The 18526-nt window shown below is 70.5% G+C and carries 16 protein-coding genes; 7 read left to right on the top strand and 9 right to left on the bottom strand.

The annotated features are described in order from the left end of the window. Positions 1 to 14 precede the first annotated feature (14 nt). Positions 15 to 1373 carry a DUF1329 domain-containing protein gene (locus tag C3942_RS10020; protein WP_207766042.1) on the bottom strand — a complete coding sequence of 453 codons (1359 nt, stop codon included), beginning with the start codon at positions 1371 to 1373 and terminating at the stop codon, positions 15 to 17. A gap of 22 nt (positions 1374 to 1395) precedes the next feature. Next, complete coding sequence (locus tag C3942_RS10015) at positions 1396 to 3315, bottom strand: DUF1302 domain-containing protein (RefSeq protein WP_165797404.1); 1920 nt, start codon at positions 3313 to 3315, stop codon at positions 1396 to 1398. A 474-nt stretch (positions 3316 to 3789) separates the two neighbouring features. Between C3942_RS10015 and C3942_RS10010 the strand changes: the two genes are divergently transcribed. Both C3942_RS10010 and C3942_RS10005 read left to right on the top strand, forming a co-directional pair. Then, on the top strand, positions 3790 to 5226 hold the full coding sequence (locus tag C3942_RS10010; RefSeq protein ID WP_104230238.1) for a carotenoid oxygenase family protein: 1437 nt from the start codon (positions 3790 to 3792) through the stop codon (positions 5224 to 5226). A gap of 37 nt (positions 5227 to 5263) precedes the next feature. Next, entirely contained in the window at positions 5264 to 6250 is a 987-nt protein-coding gene (locus C3942_RS10005) for a winged helix-turn-helix transcriptional regulator (RefSeq protein ID WP_104230237.1), read from the top strand. 15 nt (positions 6251 to 6265) lie between these two features. On the opposite strand, the gene C3942_RS10000 is transcribed toward C3942_RS10005, so the two are convergent. Continuing rightward, positions 6266 to 6730 carry a DUF2214 family protein gene (locus C3942_RS10000; protein ID WP_104230236.1) on the bottom strand — a complete coding sequence of 155 codons (465 nt, stop codon included), beginning with the start codon at positions 6728 to 6730 and terminating at the stop codon, positions 6266 to 6268. A 184-nt stretch (positions 6731 to 6914) separates the two neighbouring features. Continuing rightward, positions 6915 to 7523 (bottom strand): OmpW/AlkL family protein, encoded by a 609-nt coding sequence (locus C3942_RS09995; RefSeq protein ID WP_104230235.1) that lies wholly within the window; start codon positions 7521 to 7523, stop codon positions 6915 to 6917. Positions 7524 to 7643: 120 nt separating this feature from the next. On the opposite strand from C3942_RS09995, the gene C3942_RS09990 reads away from it, so the two are divergent. The 5 genes from C3942_RS09990 to C3942_RS09970 all read left to right on the top strand — a co-directional run bounded on the left by C3942_RS09990 (position 7644) and on the right by C3942_RS09970 (position 13832). Next, complete coding sequence (locus C3942_RS09990) at positions 7644 to 8543, top strand: universal stress protein (protein ID WP_165797403.1); 900 nt, start codon at positions 7644 to 7646, stop codon at positions 8541 to 8543. An 87-nt stretch (positions 8544 to 8630) separates the two neighbouring features. Beyond that, positions 8631 to 9551 carry a GGDEF domain-containing protein gene (locus C3942_RS09985; protein WP_104230233.1) on the top strand — a complete coding sequence of 307 codons (921 nt, stop codon included), beginning with the start codon at positions 8631 to 8633 and terminating at the stop codon, positions 9549 to 9551. Further along, positions 9548 to 10510, top strand: a complete 963-nt coding sequence (locus tag C3942_RS09980; protein ID WP_104230232.1) for a universal stress protein — start codon at positions 9548 to 9550, stop codon at positions 10508 to 10510. The genes C3942_RS09985 and C3942_RS09980 overlap by 4 nt, the downstream gene beginning before the upstream one ends. Positions 10511 to 10554: 44 nt before the next feature. Next, complete coding sequence (locus C3942_RS09975; RefSeq protein ID WP_207766041.1) at positions 10555 to 11487, top strand: histone deacetylase family protein; 933 nt, start codon at positions 10555 to 10557, stop codon at positions 11485 to 11487. Continuing rightward, positions 11484 to 13832, top strand: a complete 2349-nt coding sequence (locus C3942_RS09970; RefSeq protein ID WP_104230231.1) for a bifunctional acetate--CoA ligase family protein/GNAT family N-acetyltransferase — start codon at positions 11484 to 11486, stop codon at positions 13830 to 13832. The genes C3942_RS09975 and C3942_RS09970 overlap by 4 nt, the downstream gene beginning before the upstream one ends. An 8-nt stretch (positions 13833 to 13840) precedes the next feature. Here the strand turns inward: C3942_RS09970 and C3942_RS09965 are convergent, their stop codons facing one another. The 5 genes from C3942_RS09965 to C3942_RS09945 all read right to left on the bottom strand — a co-directional run bounded on the left by C3942_RS09965 (position 13841) and on the right by C3942_RS09945 (position 18521). Further along, a complete protein-coding gene (locus C3942_RS09965) occupies positions 13841 to 14755 on the bottom strand; it encodes a ribose-phosphate diphosphokinase (RefSeq protein ID WP_207766040.1) in 915 nt (304 codons plus the stop codon). Beyond that, the gene (locus tag C3942_RS09960; RefSeq protein WP_104230230.1) at positions 14752 to 16119 is read right to left on the bottom strand and encodes an MBL fold metallo-hydrolase; all 1368 of its coding nucleotides are present in this window, start codon (positions 16117 to 16119) and stop codon (positions 14752 to 14754) included. Before C3942_RS09960 ends, C3942_RS09965 begins: the two co-directional genes overlap by 4 nt. Positions 16120 to 16197: 78 nt before the next feature. Next, the gene (locus C3942_RS09955) at positions 16198 to 16602 is read right to left on the bottom strand and encodes a hypothetical protein (RefSeq protein ID WP_104230229.1); all 405 of its coding nucleotides are present in this window, start codon (positions 16600 to 16602) and stop codon (positions 16198 to 16200) included. Between the two features lie 105 nt (positions 16603 to 16707). Then, positions 16708 to 17316 (bottom strand): response regulator transcription factor, encoded by a 609-nt coding sequence (locus tag C3942_RS09950; protein WP_104230228.1) that lies wholly within the window; start codon positions 17314 to 17316, stop codon positions 16708 to 16710. Beyond that, the gene (locus C3942_RS09945) at positions 17313 to 18521 is read right to left on the bottom strand and encodes a two-component system sensor histidine kinase NtrB (protein ID WP_104230227.1); all 1209 of its coding nucleotides are present in this window, start codon (positions 18519 to 18521) and stop codon (positions 17313 to 17315) included. The genes C3942_RS09950 and C3942_RS09945 overlap by 4 nt, the downstream gene beginning before the upstream one ends. Positions 18522 to 18526 lie beyond the last annotated feature (5 nt).

Here is an 18526-nt window from a genome sequence, read left to right as displayed (position 1 = left end):
TGGTGCTGAAAGGCTTAGCGCGTGCCCTTGCTGCGCAGCGCGTCCGGCGTGTAGTCGGCCGGCGTGCGGCTGACCGGCTTGTAGAGGGTGTTCTCCTCGTTGAACAGCTGCATGGCGATGTAGCGGCCGGACTGCAGGTCGTGGTGCACCTCGGGGCCGGGGCCCAGGAAGGGCACGTCGTAGTACTGGACGCGGTGCATCTCGTCCACGCGCCAGAGCTGGTCGCGATTGTCGTACTTGTCGGCCACGACGACGGTCCAGCTGTCCTCATCCAGGTACATGGTGCGGCGCTTGTACACGTGCGAGGTGCCGGACTTCAGCGTGGCTTCCACCACCCAGACGCGGTGCAGCTCGTAGCGCGCATGGTCGCCGTTGAGGTGGCCCGGCTTCAGGATGTCCTTCAGCTTGAGCGGCGGTCCGTTGAGCTTGTAGCTGTTGTAGGGGACGTACATCTCCTTCTTCCCCACCAGCTTCCACTCGTAGCGGTCCGTGGCGCCGTTGAACATGTTGAAGTCGTCGTTGGTGCGCAGGCCGTCGGACGCCGTGCCCGGGTTGTCGTAGGCCACCTGCGGCGCCAGTCGCACGCGGCGCTGGCCCGGGCTGTAGGTCCAGGCCTTGCGCGGCTGGGCCACCTGGTCGGCGTACTCGTGCACCAGCAGGATGCCGCCCGCCAGGCGCGGCGGGTCCTTGATGATCTGCAGGAAGTAGAACAGCAGGTTGCCCTCCCGCTGCGCCGGCGTCTTCTTCTGGTTGCCGTACGAGAAGTCGTACTCGTAGTCGAAGCGCACCAGGTTGTAGTCGCCGCTCTGCGTCACCGGCGCCTGTCCCCAGGAGGTGGCGTAGGTGTCGCCCTTGTAGATCGTCAGGTGGTTCCAGATCGCCTCCAGGCCGCTCTTGGCGATGGGAAAGGGCGTGCCGTCGGTGGCGCCGGTGAAGCCGTTGCCGCCGCCCACCAGGTTGACCTTGGTGGCGTTGGCGATGGACTCGTCGTACCACTTCTGCGGGTAACCGGCGCTGCGGCGCGTCGGGTAGACCACCATCTTCCAGTCGGCATAGCGCTTCAGCAGCGCGATCTGGCCGGGCGAGAGCTTGTCCTTGTACTGCTCGGCATTGGCGGCGGTGATGGTGAACAGCGGCTTGTCGGACGCATACGGGTCCGGGTAGTGGCCGCCGGGCTTGAAGCCGGCGATCGGCTTCACCAGGCCGCCGTCCCAGGCGGGAATGCTGCCGTCCTTGTTTCCGGCCTTCTCGGCGCCGATGGGAGTCAGGGTCTTGCCGAGCGCGGCAGCCTCGTCGGCCGAGACCGCGGCCTGCGCGGTGCCGGCGAAGAAGGCCAGGGCCAGCAGGCCCGTCTTGATCATCTTGTGTTTCATGGAATTCTCCTGGTGGCTTCGCTCAGAACGCGTACGAGACGCTGACGGCGAGGAAGTCACGATCCTTGTTCGGGTTGGCGCTGGTGGCATAGTCGATGGGCTGCGAAGCCGAGCCCGGGATGATGTTGCTGCCGCCGAGGGAACTGCCCGGCGAGACCGGGACCTGCGCGCCGCCGGGGCCGAAGGGCCGCGTTCCGCTCGCATCGGTCCCGCTGTAGGTCCGGCCGCCGAAGAAGGCGGTATAGCCGATGTCGGCCTGCCAGCGTTGCAGGTAGTTGAAGCCCACGCCTACGGTCAACGCCTTGGTGTCCTGGTTGAAATTGGGACCCACGCCGTTGACGTCATGCCCCAGCACCAGGCGTGGCGATACGCCCACGGCACCGATCAGGTTCTCGAAATCCATGCGGCTGACCAGCCGGTAGCCCCAGGAGCTGTCGGTGGCGTAGCCTTCGCTCTGGCAGGAGTTGTTCGAGACGACGAAGGGCGTGGCGCCCGAAGTGAAGCCGCAGGCGGGCAGACCGGCGCCGGGACCGTTGAAGCGCAGGTTGTCCGGCAGCGCCAGGTGGTTGAAGCCGACCTCGGCCAGCAGCGTGAACTGCTCCGCGGCCAGTGTGGGGCCGAAGGCCTTGGTGAAGGTTGCCTGCACCTGGTGCATCTCGACTTCACGATATCCCCGGATTTCCGTGCCTGGTGCCAGGGGCGTCGTGGCAGGGGTGGGGTTGATGCTGTTGGGCACGCCCAGCGCGGTCAGCAGGATTTCGGTTCCGCCGAGCTGCACGGGCTGATCCGGCCGGTACGAGTATTCACCCTGGATGGCGATGCCGAAGGGACCGTCGGTATTGAAGCTGATGCCGAACAGTTCGATGTTGTCCGGATACTCGGTGAAGTAGGACGCCCGGCAGCCAGTCGCGGCGGGATCGATCGAGCAGGTGTCCACGCCGACATTGGCCGCCTGCGTTGCGGCACCGCGCACCCCCGAGATCAGCGGTGTGCGGCTATGGTAGTTCAGGTAGTACAGGCCGAATTCCGTGCCGGCCAGCGCATCGGAGAAGTAGCGCAGGGCGACGCCGAACTGCTTTTCGGGCTCGTCGGCGTTTCGCGTGGGATCGCGCGAAACCCAGACGCTGGCCGAGCCGTCGGTGGGCGGCCTCGTGATGACGTTGTCGTCCTCGCGGCGGCCAAAGCCGGTGGTGGCCCGATCGCCATCGTCGGAGATGATGTCCGAGGTCGAGAAGAAGCTGCCTCTCGGATCGATCTCGGTCTTCTCCCACGAGGTCATCCATACGGCCTCGATGCCGAGGCTGTCGGTGATCTGGTAGGAGGTCCACAGCATGCTGATCGGCAGCAGGGCTTCCTTCAGTTCCGATCCCGGGGTGCGGATCTTGGCGACGTCGATCGGATTGATCGAGTTGATGCCGTTGCCGATGAAGGTGCTCTCGCCCCAACTCACGACCTGCCGGCCGAAGCGCGCCGAAAGCTTGCGTCCGGCCACGTCGAAGTTGCCGTAGACGAACAGATCCAGCAGATCGAATTCCGACTCCAGGCGGTCGCGGCCTCGCTTGCCCAGTTCATAGTCGTTGGACTTGCGATTGGCAGTGGCCAGTCCGGCCGCATTGAAGCGGCTTTCCCGGTCGGTGGCATCGGCGGCAACCTGGTCGTAGAAGTAGTTGACGCGACTGAAGACGCCGAGGTTGCGCCAGGTCAGCTCGACTTCATGCGTGGCCTTGGCAACGGCGGAGACGACATCTCCCTTCTCGAAGGCCAGGTTGCCGTCGTCATCGTTGACGGAGCGGGCCGTGCCGCCGTTGCTGATGCCGACCAGCGACTTGTCGCGGTCCTGCATGCGCATCGTCGCGCCCAGCGAGACGGTGGTATCGAAGCTGCCCTGCACCTCGCCCACGTCGAACTTCAATGCCGAGGCCATGATCGGCACACTCAGCATGACTCCGCCCGCGCCAAGGCGCAGGAGTCCTTTCACACTCGATTTCATCGTTTTCTCCTCTAGTGGCACCAAAGTGCCCGGCCCTCGCACAGGCCGGACGCAATCCTTCGTGGGGAGCTTGCGTCATGTGGCGGCCTCCGCCCGTAGGGGCAGGGCCGCTCTTTCGTTGAAATCGGTTCGAGTCCATTCAAGGTACAGGAGCCCGGCGGCTTGCGCCAGTGATGCCCGGGACATGCGGGCGGCGATGCGCCGGATCGTGGCGGCGGCAGCCGGTCGTTCCGTTCGCATCGCGCCCGATGGCGAATCCGCTTCGCATCGCAGCTCCTTCCTCGCACTGGGAGAGGCCTCTGCCGGGCCACTGACCATGGAGCCAGCATACGCTTGCATAAAGAAACCTACAACCGTAGTCTCCTCCCCCGACGAAGCCGCCATGCGGCATTGCAGCATTCCGCCGCAGCGCGGGGGAGGAACACCATGGAGACGCCCGCCGCCGCTGCCGGGAATCCCAATCGCTTCAATCCCTACCTGCAAGGCCTGTATGCGCCCGTCAGCCGCGAGGAAACCGTACTGCGCTGCGATATCGCCGGTGAACTGCCGCGCGAACTCTGGGGCGCCTACGTGCGCAACGGCCCCAATCCGGCGCGCGCGCCGCAGGACCTCCATCACTGGTTCGACGGCGACGGCATGCTGCACGGGGTCTGGTTCGAGGATGGCCGTGCCGAGTACCGCAGCCGCTATCTGCGCACCGCGGACTTCGAGGCGGACCAGGCGGAAGGCTGCGGCGCCGGCGGAGTGATGCTGCCGGCGCGGCGCGACCGCAGGGGCACGGTCTACAAGGACACCGCCAATACCGACGTGCTGCTGCATGGCGGCAGCCTGCTGGCGCTGTGGTACGTCGGCGGCATCCCGTTGCGGGTGGACGCGCGCAGCCTGCAGACGCTGGGAGAAGAGCGATTCGGGGGGCGGCTGCCGCGGCATGTCTCGGCGCATTCCAAGACCGACCCCGCCAGCGGCGAGCTGGTGTTCTTCGACTATGCGCTGTACGAACCCTGGATGTCCTTCGGCGTGGCAGATCGCGACGGGCGCCTGCTGAACGCCGGCACCGTGGAACTGCCGGGGCCGCGGCTGCCGCATGACATGGGGCTGACCGAGAACTACCTGGTCCTGCACGACCTGCCGGTGGTCCTGACCGAACAGGGGCTGGCGCGCGGGCAGTGGACCATCGAGCAGCGGCGCGGGCAGCCGGCGCGCTTCGGCGTGGTGCCGCGGCGCGGGCAGGGCAGCCAGGTGCGCTGGTTCGAGACCGATCCCTGCTACATCTACCACGTGATCAATGCCTGGGAAGAGGGCGACGAGATCGTCATGCAGGCCTGCCGCATGGTGCCCAACGGCCTGGCGCCGAACCGTGCCTACGGCCCCTATGCCGCGATGGCGGCGGTGCTGGCCCTGCACGCCGTGCCCTGGGAATGGCGCATGAACCTGAAGAGCGGGGCGGTGCGCCAGCGCCAGCTCGACGACCGCATCGGCGAGTTTCCCGTGGTGAACCTCGACCGCGCGGGCCGGCGCACGCAATACGGCTATGTCATGTCCATCGACACCGCCACCGACCTGCAGCGCTTCGACGGCATCCACAAGTACGACCTGCAGAGCGGCGCCTGCCGGAGCTGGCGCTACGCGCCGGGCTGGTTCGGCTCCGAGGCGGCATTCGCGCCGCGCATCGCCGCGCAGGACGAGGACGACGGATGGCTCGTGGTCTTCGTCACCGAGGCCGCCACCGGCCGCAGCGAGGTGCAGGTGCTGGATGCGCGCGACATCGACCGCGGCCCGGTGGCCACGGTGAGGCTGCCTTGTCGCGTGCCGGCCGGGTTCCACGCGACCTGGGCGCGGGGCGACCAGGTGCGCGCCGCATGAGTGCGGTTCCCGGCCGCGTCCGCGCCGGCAGCCATCCTTGAACGCCAGAACCCCCGAGGCCCGGCGCTATGCCGTGACGCCGAACCTGTCGGTGCAGGCGCACTCCGTCACGCGCGCGCTGAACCTGATCGGCGATCGCTGGACGCTGCTGCTGCTGTACTGCCTGTTCCTGGGACTGGGGCGCTTCAGCGAGCTGCTGGAGATGACCGGCATGGCGCGCAGCGTCCTCGCCAAGCGCCTGCAGCGGCTGGAGGAGGCCGGCCTGCTGACGCGCCGCCGCTACCAGCAACATCCGCCGCGCGACGAGTACCTGCTGACCGCGCGCGGTGCAGACCTGCATGACGTGGCCTGCGCGATCATCGCCTGGGACCGCCGCTGGCACTACGACGCGAGGAGCCCGATGCATCGCCTGCGCCATCGCGGCTGCGGCCGCGAGTTCACGCCGCTGCAGTGCTGCGCCGCCTGCGGCGAGCCGGTCCAGGCGCGCGAGGTGGACTGGCGCCCCGGCCCCGGTGCCGGACTGGACCCGCACCCCGGCGCGCGGGCGCACCGCCGTTCCAGCATCGCCCCCGGGGACATCGCCGCCGCGCAGCCGCTGATGCAGCGCAGCTTCGAGATCCTGGGTGACCGCTGGACCGCGATGACCGTCGCCGCCGCGTTCTATCGCCACCGCCGCTTCGGCGAGTTCCAGGAGGCCCTGGGCATCGCCAGCAATATCCTCAGCGAGCGCCTGGCGCGGCTGGTGGAACTGGAGGTGCTGGTCCGCGGCGGCGAGGCCCGCGACGGCTACCGGCTGACCGCACAGGGGCTGGAACTGTTCCCCATCATCGTCGCGCTGCTGCGCTGGGGCGACCGCTGGCTCGCCGGCCGCAAGGGTCCGCCGCTGCTGCTGTTCCACCGCCGCTGCGGCCAGCCGCTGGTCCCCGCGGTGGCCTGCGACCGCTGCGGCGAGGAGGTGGCGCCGGGAGAGATGCGGCTATCGGGCGCGATGCGCAGGCGCCTGCTGCCCCAGGCGGACTCCTAGGAAAGGCGCCGCGGCTCAGCGCGCGCCGTATCCGCGCGCCACCAGCGTGATCAGCAGTGCGATCAGCGCCACCAGCGTCAGCTGCACATGCACCAGCGCCTTGGTCTTGCGCAGTTCCGCCTCGGAGGGCAGGGATCCGCCCGCTCCCAGCTGCCGGTTCCAGCGGATGAAGCGCACGGTCGGGGCGACCGACACCAGCGCCGCCACGACGAAGGCGGTGATCACGCCGTGCATCAGGCCGTTGTGCCAGTACCAGTCGGCGCCCTTGCCGCCGTGGTACATGCGCAGGATGCCGGTGGCGAAGGTCAGCACCGCGGTGATGCCGTAGAAGCGGTCCACGCGCGGCAGCAGGCGGACCACGTCCGGGCTGGCGGGCAGGCGCAGCAGGTAGAGTTCGGCGACGGCGCCGCCGGCCATCATCAGCACGGCGAGGTAGTGGATCCAGGGCAGGATGACGGTGCTGGCGACGGTGGCGTCCATGTCGGGGCTTCCGGTGATGCGGGTGGAACCCGCATTCTAGTGCCAAGCCGCTGCCGGCCAACGGCAATGCCGTGGCTTCCGGGAGGCCGCCTCGGTCATCCGCCGGGCCCGCGACGGCTGCGTGGGGTTGGACGTTCGCGGGCCGGGCGGCGCCGCCCTGGCGGGCCGCGCCGCCCCCGCGCCTTCAGCGGGCGCCGAAGCGGTAGCTGGCCGACAGGCCGACCGCCAGCGGGTCGATCTCGAAGGTGCCCAGCGCCGCGCCGTCGAGCGTCCCCTCGGTGTCGATGTCCATGTAGCGGACATCCAGTGCGACGCCCCAGCGGTCGCCGATGTCCCAGTCGATGCCCGCCATGGCGGCCAGCCCGAAGGACGGATCGAGCTCCAGGTCCTGGCCTGCGATGGGGCCCTTGGTGTCCTCGTCGAAGAAGAGGGTGTAGTTGAGGCCGGCACCGACATACGGGTGCCAGCGCCCGCCGGCCGCCGGATACCAGACCAGGGACAGCGTCGGCGGCAGGTGCCGCGTGCTGGCCACCTCGGTGCCGCCGAGCTCGACCTCGTGCTTGAAGGGCACGGCCACCAGCAGGTCGATGGCCCACTGCGGCTGCAGGAAGTACTCGACGCTGGCGGTCAGCGAACTGGCCGCCTGCACATCGAGCGTTTCGTGGTTGTCCGACTTGGGGCTCACGTGGTGGATGCCCCCGCGCAGCAGGAAGTCGCCGGCCTCGTAGGCCTGTGCGGCCGGGGCGGTGGCCAGGGTGAGCGCGCAGAGCGCCAGGGAAATCTTCGTTCGCATGTTCGTTCTCCGGTGTGTGCGGTGGCGATGCTGAGAGCGCCGTCCGTCGAGGGCATTGATCCAGGTCAATGCGGGCCCCGGCCGGGCTGCCGATCGTGGGGCCGGAAAACGGAGATGCCCATGACGCAGTTTCGCAGCCTGTTCCTTCTCGCCGATCCCCGGCACCCGCGTTCACCGGCCTTCGAGCGCACGCGGGCCCTGGCATTGGCATCGGGCGCCCGCGTCCACGTCGCCGCCTTCGGCTACGACCGCGCCATCGCCGCGGTGGCGTTGGCCAGCCGCAGCGCGATGGAGCAGGCGCGCGACGGCTACATGGCCGGGCTGCGGCACGCGGTCGAGCAGCAGGCAGCGAGCTTGCGCGAACTGGGCCTGCAGGTGACCTGCAGTGCCGCCTGGGCACATCCGGCGCTGCCCGAAATACTGGTCGGCATCGCGGAACAGCAGGCCGACCTGGCGATCGTCGATGCGGCGGAGCAGGGATTGGCACAGCGCCTGCTGTCGCAGTCGCCGGACCAGCAGCTGCTGCGCCGTTGCCCGGTTCCGCTGATGCGGGTCCTGCCGGGCGACCGGTCCCTGCCCCATCGCGTCCTGGTGGCGATCGACGTGCTCGAGGAGCCCGTGCAGAACATGCGCCTGCTGCGCGACGCGGGAGCACTGGCCCTGCAATGCGACGCGACGCTGCGCCTGGCCTACGTCAGCGAACCCTTCGTCGTCGCCGGCAGCGAGGTGTTCGCCGGCGGAGGTGCCGGCGAGCGGATGGAGGCGGAGATCGAGCGCCTGCGCCGGGAGCGGTTCGATGCCTTCGTTGCCGGCGTCCATCTTCCGGCGGAACTGGCGCACTACCTCGAAGGGCCGGCCGCCGAAGCGCTGTGCCGGTTCGCGGCGGAGCAGGGCTGCGACGTGATGGCGCTGGGCGTAGTGCCTCGCGACCGGCTGGAGCGCTGGCTGATCGGCAACACGGCGGAGCAGGTCCTGCACCATGCGCCTTGCGGGCTGCTGGCCTTGCCTGCCGCCGGCTGAGGTGCCGGTGCGTGGCCGTTGACCTGGATCAACGCCGGCCCTGGATCACCCGGGTAGCCTCGTTTCCGGATATCCAGGAGAAGGGCAATGGCCGGAACGACCACGGAAATACCCCAGGCGCTGGCGATGCAGACGCTCGACGCGGCCAGGCCGCTGCTGGAGAAGCTGCCGTTCCCCGCGCTGTGGATCGGGGAGGACTACAGCCTGCGCTGGGCCAACGCCGCCACGCCGCTGCAGCGGCCGCAGGGCAAATGCCACGAATGCCTGCACGGCTACGATGCCCCCTGCGACAGCCAGGGCCAGGGCCCCTGCCGCTCGCTGCGGGCGGCAGCGCAGGGCCAGACCTGCGAGTTCGTCCATGCGCACCGCGTGGACGGCGGCCTGGAGCTCTTCAAGGTCGTGGCGCTGCCGATGACCGAGGGCGTGCTCGAGTTCCACATCCCCATCGACGAAAGCTTTTCGCGCGATGCCCTGACCGGCCTGCTGAACCGGCCGGCCATCGAGCAGGTGACGCGCCAGGGCATCCGCCTCATGCGCCGCCTGCGCCAGCAGTGCGCCGTGGCCATCCTGGACCTGGATCGCTTCAAGCGGATCAACGACGGCTTCGGCCATGCCGCCGGCGATGCCTATCTCCGGGCGGTGGGCGAGGTGCTCCGGCGCGAGACCCGCAGCACTGACCTGGTCGGGCGCTGGGGCGGAGAGGAGTTCCTGATCTTCATGCCGGGCTGCGACCGCCGCGGGGCGGGCATCAAGGTGCAGCGCCTGCTGGCGGCCCTGCGCGAACTGCGGGTTGAGTTCCATGGCAGCGACATCCGCACCACCACCAGCGCCGGCATCTGGACGGGCCATCCGCGCACCACCTTCGAGCGCATCTACGAGGGCGCCGACGCGGCCCTGTATCAAGCCAAGGCCGAGGGGCGCGACCGCCTCTGCTTCGCCCGCGAGCATCTGCCGCCGCCGCAGGCCGGCGCGCAGGACCACCGCTTCCAGGCGGGGCAGTTCGCATGAGCGCGCTCGAAAGGATTCTCGTGGTGCTGGAGCAGGAGCCCTGGCACAACGCCGCGCTGCGCCGCGGCACCGAGCTGGCGCGCCGCAGCGGCGCCGCGCTGCATCTCTGCGTCTTCGACCATGAGCCGATGGTGGAGGCCTACGGCGACGACCTGGAGAGCGGCATCCGCCGGGCCGCCATCGGGCAGTTCGTCGACAGCCGCCTGCGCAGGCTGGCCGCCGAGGCCGCCGCCTTGGCCGACAGCGGCCTGCGCGTGGACTGTGACGTCCTGTGGGCGCCCCGGCCGCACCAGGCCGTGATCGCCCGTTGCCTGGGCCTGAAGCCCGACCTGGTGATCGTCTCGGCGGGATCCGCCGCCGAGGCCCTGCGTCCGCTGGCCTGGAAGCTGCTGCGACTGATCCCGGCCGACCTGATGCTGGTGCGCGACGAATCGCCGCTGCTGCCGCGGCGGATGGTGGCCGCCGTCGATGTCTGCAACAGCCGGCTGCACCCCACGCCGCTCAACGACGCCCTGGTCGGCAGTGCGCTGCGCCTGGGCCGCTACGCCGAGGCGGAACTGCACCTGGCCCATGTCGTGCCCTTCATCCCGGCCGGCGACCTGGTGGCGCAGCGGCTGCGCCGGGGCTACGAGCTCCGGATCGAGGCGGACCTGGAGTCCTTCCACAGCTTCGCCGCGCAGCGTGGCGTGCCGCCGGAGCGCCTGCACACGCTGTCGGGCGATCCGGCGGCGGGCCTCGCCGCCTTCATCGCCCGCAGCGGGGCGGATCTGGTGGCGTTGGGTTCGATCTACCGGTCCGCCTGGGACCGCTTCATGATGGGCAGCACCGCCGAGGGCCTGATCGCCGGCCTGCGCTGCGACGTGCTGATGGTCAAGGAGCCGGAGTTCGGCTCGGCGCTGGCGCGGCATGCCGACCTGGCGCGCTGGCAGCGGGCGCTGGAATGGGACCGCCAGGCCTGATGCAGGTCCATTGCCTGAAACGGGCAGGGGAGTAAGGTAAGCGCATGAACACCATGCCCGTCGCCTGGATCACCCATCCGGACTGCCTGCTCCACCAGATGGAACCGGAGCACCCGGAAAGTCCCCTGCGCCTGCATGCGATCCAGGACCGGCTGATGGCCTGCGGCATCGATGGCTTCCTGCTGCATGCCGAAGCCCCGGAGGCGACGCCGGAGCAGTTGCAGCGTGTGCACAGCGCCGAGCACGTGCGCTTCATCCTCAATGCCCCGGCCGATCCGCCGCAGCACCTGGATCCCGACACCCAGCTCATGCGGCACACGCGCCGCGCCGCGCTGCGCGCCGCGGGCGCGGGTGTCCTGGCGGTGGACATGGTCCTGGGCGGCAAGGCCAGCCTGGCGTTCTGTGCCGTGCGGCCGCCCGGGCATCATGCCGAACGTGCGCGTGCCATGGGCTTCTGCTTCTTCAACAACATCGCGGTGGCGGCGGCGCATGCGCTGTCGCGCGGCCTGCAGCGCGTCGCGATCCTCGACTTCGACGTCCACTACGGCAATGGCACCGCCGACATCTTCCAGGACGAGCCGCGCGTACTGCTGTGCTCCACCTACGGCCATCCGCTGTATCCCTACTGGGCGGGCAGCGGCGACTCGGCGAGCCTGGTGGACGTGCCGCTGCCGCCCTACAGCGCCGGCACCGCCTTTCGCGCGGCGGTCTCGCAGCATTGGCTGCCGGCGCTGGAGCGCTTCCGGCCGCAACTGCTGCTGGTGTCGGCCGGCTTCGACGCGCACGGTGCCGATCCGCTGGGCAACATGCGCCTGGGGCTGGACGACTACCGCTGGCTCGGGCGGCTGGTGCAGGAACTGGCCGAGCATTCCTGCGAGGACCGCGTGGTGGCGATGCTCGAAGGCGGCTATGACCTGACCGCGCTGGCGCGCAGCGTCGAGGCCTTCCTGGAGCCCTTCATGGGCGGCGCCCTGTGACGGTCCGCAATCTCGACGCCCTGCTGCAGCCCGACCATGTCCTGGTTCTGGGCCGGCCGGCCGACGAAGCGGCACGCCAGCTGTTCCACAACATCGCGCAGAGCGTGCCGCCGGAGCGGCGCTGGCATGCCGGCGCGCCGGCCGAGCCCGGCTGGCTGAACCTGCCGCCGGGCGAGCCTTGGCCGCGGGTGTCGCTCGCGGTGGTGCTCGATCCGGCGCTGTTGGACGCCGGCACCGTGTCCGCGCTGGCGGAACAGGGCTGCCGCGCCCTGCTGTGGCCGCGCGCCGAGCCGGTACCCTCGGCGCTGCTGGAAGCCATGCGTCCCACCAACATGCGCCTGCTCGGTTCCCGCGCGGGGGGCATCTGCTCGGCGGTCAAGGGCTACAATCTCAGCTCGCTGCCGCTCACACCGCCGCCTGGCAGCATCGCGCTGATCGCGCAGTCGCAATCGGTGGCGGCGGCGGCCGTCGACTGGGCGGTGGGCCGCAATGTCGGCCTGTCGTGGCTGGCCGTGACCGGCATCGAGGCCGACGTCGACGTCGCCGACCTGCTGGACCGTGCGGCACTGGATCCACGCACCCGTGCGGTGGCCCTGCAGCTCAGCCGCATCCGCGCCTCGCGCAAGTTCATGTCGGCCGCGCGTGCCGCCGCGCGCATCAAGCCGGTCGTGGTGCTGCAGACCCAGCCGCTCTTCGGCAACCGGGGCGATCCGCAGCTGCGCTCCGCCGCCTTCCAGCGTGCCGGCCTGGTGGAATGCACCACGCTGGGAGGGCTGTTCGACGCGCTGGCGGCGCTGGAGCGCATCCCGGTGCCCGAGGACGGGCGCTTTGTCGTGGCGGGCAACGGGGCCGGCGCCTGCGCCCTGGGCATCGATGCCCTGCGTCGCCAGGGGCTTGCCGTGGTGCCGCCGCCGGCGGACATCCTGGAGAAACTGCCGGAACTGGTGCCGCAGGCGCGCCTGGGCCTGGCGGTGGACCTGGGCCGCAGCCTGCCGCAGGCCACGGTGGATGCCCTGCGCCTGCTGCTGGCGCAGAAGGGCGTGGACGCGGTGATCTACGTCCACAGCCCCGAGGAGCGCGGCTCGCACGAGGTCATGGCGCGGGCCCTGGTCGCTTCGGGCCTGCGCGAGCGCCTGCTGACGGTATGGCTGGGCCTGGAAACCGCCCTGCCGGCGCGAGGCCTCGCCGCCCTGGGCGGCATCGCCACCTTTCCTTCCGCCGACGAGGCGGCCCGCGCGCTGCGCTACCGGCGGCAGCATCGCCTGACGCGCGAACTGCTGATGCAGACGCCGCCGCCGGTGCGCGAGGCCTCGGCCCAGGGCCAGCAGGCCGAGAGCCTGCTGGCGCGACAGCCCGAGGGAGAACCGCTGGCCTCCGCGGTGATCGAGGGATTGTTCGCCGCCTATGAACTGCCGGTCGTGCCGGCAGCGACCGGCCTGTGCCTGCGCCTGCGCGCCGGACTCGATCCGGAACTGGGCATGCACCTGCGCCTGGCCGCGCTGGCCGGTGGCCTGCAGGAACGCGAGGTCTATGGCTTCGCGCCGCTGGATGCGTTGCTGGCGCGCCGCATGCTCACCGACGCAGGGCTGCTGCCGGATTCCCCCGCCGTACGCGGTGCCGCGCTGCCGGAGACGCTGGTGCGGCTGGGGCAGATGCTGGTGGACCTGGCGCAGCTGACGCGCCTGGAACTGCTGCTGGCCGTGGCGCCCGACGGCAGCGTCGGCATGGTTGCCGGCAGCGGCACCGGCCTGCTGCAGGCGCCGCCGGCCGAGCGGTTGCGCCTGTCGCTGGCGCCCTATCCGGCCGCCCTGCGGCATGCGCTGGCGCTGCGCGACGGCCGCAGCCTCAAGGTACGCCCGGTGCGCGCCGCCGACGAGCCGGCGCTGATCGAGCTGCTGCAGCGCCTCGACCCGGAGGAGGTGCGCCTGCGCTTCTTCCTGCAGATCCGCAACTTCTCCCACGACATGGCGGCCCGCATGACCCAGGTCGACTATGACCGCGAGCTGTCGCTGGTGGTGGTGCCGCCGGACGGCGAGGGCCGCATCGTCGCGATGGCGACGCTGGTGATGGATCCCGACGGGGCCGAGGCGGAGTACGCCATCCTGGTCCACCACGACTGGGCCCGGCAGGGCATCGGCAAGCACCTGATGCGCTGCCTGCTCGACGTCGCCCGCAGCCGCGGCGTGGGTACCGTGCACGGCGACGTGCTGGCCGACAACGCGGCGATGCTGGCGGTGGTGCGCTCGCTGGGCTTCGCGATCCGGCGTGACCCGGAGGATCCCCAGTGCATGCGCGTGAGCCTGCGCACGGCGCTGGCGCGCAGCGTGGAACCGGCGCGGGCCTGACTCCGCGCTCAGGCGCGGCGCGGTGCCTGCAGCGTGCGCAGCAGGCTGCGCGCGGCGGCGACGACCGGCCGCCCGAGGTCGATGGCGTTGCTGGGATGTCTCAGGCTGTTGCAGCTGACGACGCGCTCGGCCCCGGCCGCGTGGAGCAGATCGGCCGTCGCCTGGCCGAACAGCGCATGCACGCCGATGCAGACCGGCTGCGGGAAGCCGGCGCTGCGCAGGCGCCGCACCGCCATCGCCATGGTCTGGCCGCTGGAGATGATGTCGTCGACCAGCACCGGCGTGAAGTCGGTATAGGCCGGCAGGTCGGGGATCGAGATCTCGACCCGGCGATCGCCATGGCGGACCTTGTGCAGGAAGACGCCGGGGCATTCCAGCGCGCGCGCGATGCCGTCGCTCCAGTGGCGGCTGGCCATGTCGGGGCCGACGATCATGGGCCTTGCGACGTTCTCACCCACCCAGTGCGTGATGCTCGAGGCGGCTGACGCGGTTTCACAGGGAATCGAGAAGACGTCGGACAGTGCCTCGATCCGGTGCAGGTGCGGCTCCACCGTCACCAGTCCGTCTGCGAAGCCCGAGATCCAGTGGGCGACGTAGCTCGACGACAGGCCCTCGCCGGGGCGGAACACGCTGTCCTGCCGCAGATAGGGCAGGTAGGGGGCCACCAGCACGATGTTGCGCGCGCCCAGGCTGCTGAGCGTGCTGGCCACCAGGAACAGCGGCACCAGCTTGCTGTCCGGGGCATCCAGTGCCGCCACCAGCAGCACGTCGCGCTGCGCCACGGGCGAGTCGATGCGCACGTAGGTCTCGCGGTCGGGAAAGACGTGCAGGTCCATCGTGCCGGTATCGGCCGGAAGGGCCTCCGCCAGCGTTTCGGCCAGGCTCTCGCTGCCCGGCATGGAGAAGATCACGGGGAGATTCACAGGGCCTCCAGGTCCACGCGCTGGCGGTAGTCCGCCACCTCGCAGGGCCAGCCGAGCTGGTCGGCGATGCGGCGGCGCAGCGCGTCGGCCGCCTCCGGCTCGCCATGGGTGAGATAGACCCGGCGCGGCGGCCTGCGGAAGCCGCCGAGCCAGGACAGCAGTTCTCCGTAGTCGGCGTGGGCCGAAAGATTCCCCAGCGTCTTCACCGGGGCCCGCACGGCGATGTATTCGCCGTGGATCTTGATGGAATCCGCGCCCGCGGCCAGCGCCGCGCCGCGCGTGCCGCCGGCCTGGAACCCGGTCAGCACGATGGCGTTGCGCGGGTCGGGTGCAAAGGCCTTCAGGTGATGGACGATGCGTCCGCCGGTGGCCATGCCGCTGCCGGCGATGATCACCATGGGCCCCTGCCGCTGGTTCAGCGCCCTGGACTCGTCCACCGTGTTGACGATGCGCGCCGCGCCGAACATCGCCTCGCATTCCTCCGGCGCCAGCCGGTGCTCGTCGCGGTGGCGGTTGTAGATCGCGGTGGCATCGATGCCCATGGGGCTGTTGAGGAACACCGGCAGGTCCCGCGGAATCACCCCCTGCTCCTTGAGGCGGTGCAGGCAATACAGCAGCGTCTGCGTGCGGCCCACGGCGAAGGCGGGAATCATCACCACGCCGCCCCCGGCGGTGACGTCGCGGACGATGTCGCCGAGCTGCCGGAGCGGGTCGACGTCCTCGTGCCGGCGATTGCCGTAGGTGGATTCCAGCACCAGCACGTCGGCGTCGGGCGGCGGCTGCGGAGGGCGCATGATCAGGTCATCCGGCCGGCCCATGTCGCCGCTGAACAGCAACCGCCGCGAGCCGTCGTCCAGCGCCACCATGACGCTGCCCAGCAGGTGGCCGTTGGGGACCAGCCGCACCCGGATGCCGGACACGGCCTCGAAGTCCTGCTGCGGCGCGCGCGGCTCGAACTGGTCCAGCGCGCGCACGGCGTCGGCCTCGGTGTAGAGCGGCAGCGCCGGCCGGTGGCGGGAGTAGCGGTGCCGGTTGGCATGTTCGGCATCCTCTTCCTGCAGGCGGCCGCTGTCGGGCAGCAGGATGCCGCAGAGCTCGCGGGTGGCCGGCGTGCAGTACACCGGGCCGCGGAAGCCCTCGCGCACCAGCAGCGGCAGGTAGCCGGTATGGTCGATATGCGCGTGGCTGAGCACCACCGCGTCGATCTCGGAGGGCCGCACCGGCAGCTTCGCCCAGTTGCGCAGGCGCAGCTGCTTGTAGCCCTGGAACAGTCCGCAGTCGACCAGCAGCAGCCGGCCCCGGCGGCTGACCAGGTACTTGGAACCCGTCACCGTTCCCGTGGCGCCGAGAAATTCCAGTTCCATGCTCGCTCCTGTGGCCGATGGGCCGATGCGTCATCCTCGCGGAGACGGGCGGAAGCCGCGCTGACCTGGATCAATCCGTCAGGGCCGGCTGCCGCGGGCATCCGCGGCCGCGGTGCGCAGCCCGCGCCGGTCGCAGGCGATCAGGATCGCCGCCAGGTTCGGGCAGCGGGCGATCGGCGGATCGCCTGCCGCGCTGTTGATGCTGCGGTCGCAATCCAGCGTCCGCTCGCAGCGGCCGCAGCGCTGCAGTTGCTGCCGCAGCGTCTCCGGGCCGATGCCGGCGGCATAGTCCGCGGGATCGATGCGGCGCCGGACCAGCACGGCATGCAGCCGGGTCTTGGCCAGGGCACGCAGGAGGCGCTGCCGGCGTGCGCGCAGGAAGGCGGAGGAATCGCGGTACAGCAGCCAGCCCAGCAGCCCGGCGCAGGCTGCCGTGGCGAGGATGACGCTGTAGGTATAGGCGTGTGCGATCTGTTCGGTCATGGCCGCTCGCTCCTGAGGGGTCGAGCGAGCATGGAGGCAGGCGCATGCCGGCGGCATTGAGCCAGGTCAATGCCGCCGCGGCGGGGCCGGGGCAGGATGCGGGGCTCAGCCCTGCAGGTGGAGCATCATCTGCACCAGGTGGGCCAGGCCGCGTGCTTCCATCTTCTGCATGATACGGGCGCGGTGCAGCTCCACGGTGCGCTCGCTCAGGTCCAGGTCGATGGCGATGACTTTGTTGGCGTCGCCGGCGACGATGCGCGCGGCCACCTCGCGCTCGCGCGGCGTCAGGGCTTCGAAGCGCCGGCGCAGGCCCTCGCGCTCCTCCAGCGCCGCGCTGTCGCGCTCGCCCTGCTCCATGGCGCGCTGCACGCGGCGGATCATGTCCTCGTCGTGGAAAGGCTTCTGCAGGAAGTCCATGGCGCCCGCGCGCATCGCCTCCACCGCCATCGGCACGTCGCCATGGCCGGTCATGAAGATCAGCGGCAGATTGCAGCCGCGGCGGTTCAGTTCCTGCTGCAGCTCCAGGCCGCCCATGCGCGGCATGCGCACGTCGAGCACCACGCAGCCACGCAGGCCCGGGTGATAGGCCGCCAGGAAGCTGCCGCCGTCGGGGAACTGCTTCGTCGGAATGCCGACCGAGCGCAGCAGCAGGGCCAGGCTGTCGCGCACCGCCTCTTCGTCGTCGACGATGTAGACGCAAGCCGCTTCGCTCATTCCCTGCTCTCCCCTGCCGGCAACCTGATGCGGAAACGGGATCCGCCGCCCTCGCGCGGTTCGTGCCGCAGTTCGCCGCCATGGGCCGAGATGATGGACTGGCAGATCGACAGTCCCAGGCCCATGCCCTGCGGCTTGGTGGTGAAGAAGGGTTCGAACAGCCGCTGCGCGGTGGCGGGCGGGATGCCGGGGCCGCAGTCGTCCACCGTGATTTCCACCCAGCCATCGCGGACCTGCGTGCGCAGGTCCACGGTGTCGCCGTGGCCGGCGGCCTCGGACATGGCTTCCACGGCATTGCGCAGCAGGTTGAGCACCACCTGCTGCACCTGCACCCCGTCGCCGCTCACCGGCGGCAGGTCCGCCGCCAGCGATTGGCGCAGCTGCCAGCCGGCATTGCGGAACTCGAAGTCCACCATGCGTGCCACCTCACCTGCGAGCTGGTTGATGTCGAGGCGGTCGGAGGCGCGCTCCTCGCGCCGCGCCAGCTTGCGCAGGCCGCGGATCACCTGCCCGGCGCGCTCGGCCTGGGTGCTGATCTTGTCCAGCACCTCGGCGATCTCCTCCGGCTGGGCGCGGCCCGAGAGCAGCAGGCGCTTGCAGGCGCTGGCGTAGTTGGCGATGGCGGTCAGCGGCTGGTTCACCTCGTGGGCGATGCCGCTCACCATCTCGCCCAGTGTGCCGAGGCGGCCGGCATGGGTCAGGCGCGCACGCAGGTCCTCGGCCTCGCCGAAGGCCTGGCGCAGTTCCTCCGCGGCGTCGCGCAGCTGCTGCTCCTGGGCCTTGCGCGCGGTGATGTCGCGCAGGATGCCGACGAAGCCGTGTTCGCCTTCGCGGTCGGCCGATGGGTCGCTTTCCGACGGCGGCCGGCGGAATTCGCCCACCGACAGGTCGATGGGAAAGGTGCTGCCGTCCTTGCGCTGGGCCACCACCTCGCGGCCGATGCCGATGATACGCGGCCGGCCGGTGGCGGAATAGCGCTCCAGGTAGCCATCGTGCTCGCCGTGGTAGGGCTGCGGCATCAGCAGGGAGACGTTGTGCCCCAGCACCTCGGCCGCGGCGTAGCCGAACAGACGCTCGGCCGCGCGGTTGAAGCGGGCGATGCGGCCGCGCGGATCGATCAGCACGATGGCATCGACCGCCGCGTCGAGCAGCGCGCTGAGGCGGTCTTCCGCCGTCTGTGCAGGGGGGGTGAGCGTGCCGGGCATGCGCC

The sequence above is a fragment of the Solimonas fluminis genome (assembly GCF_002930645.1).
Lineage (GTDB): Bacteria > Pseudomonadota > Gammaproteobacteria > Nevskiales > Nevskiaceae > Solimonas_A > Solimonas_A fluminis.
This window is presented reverse-complemented; position numbering and strand designations above follow the sequence as displayed.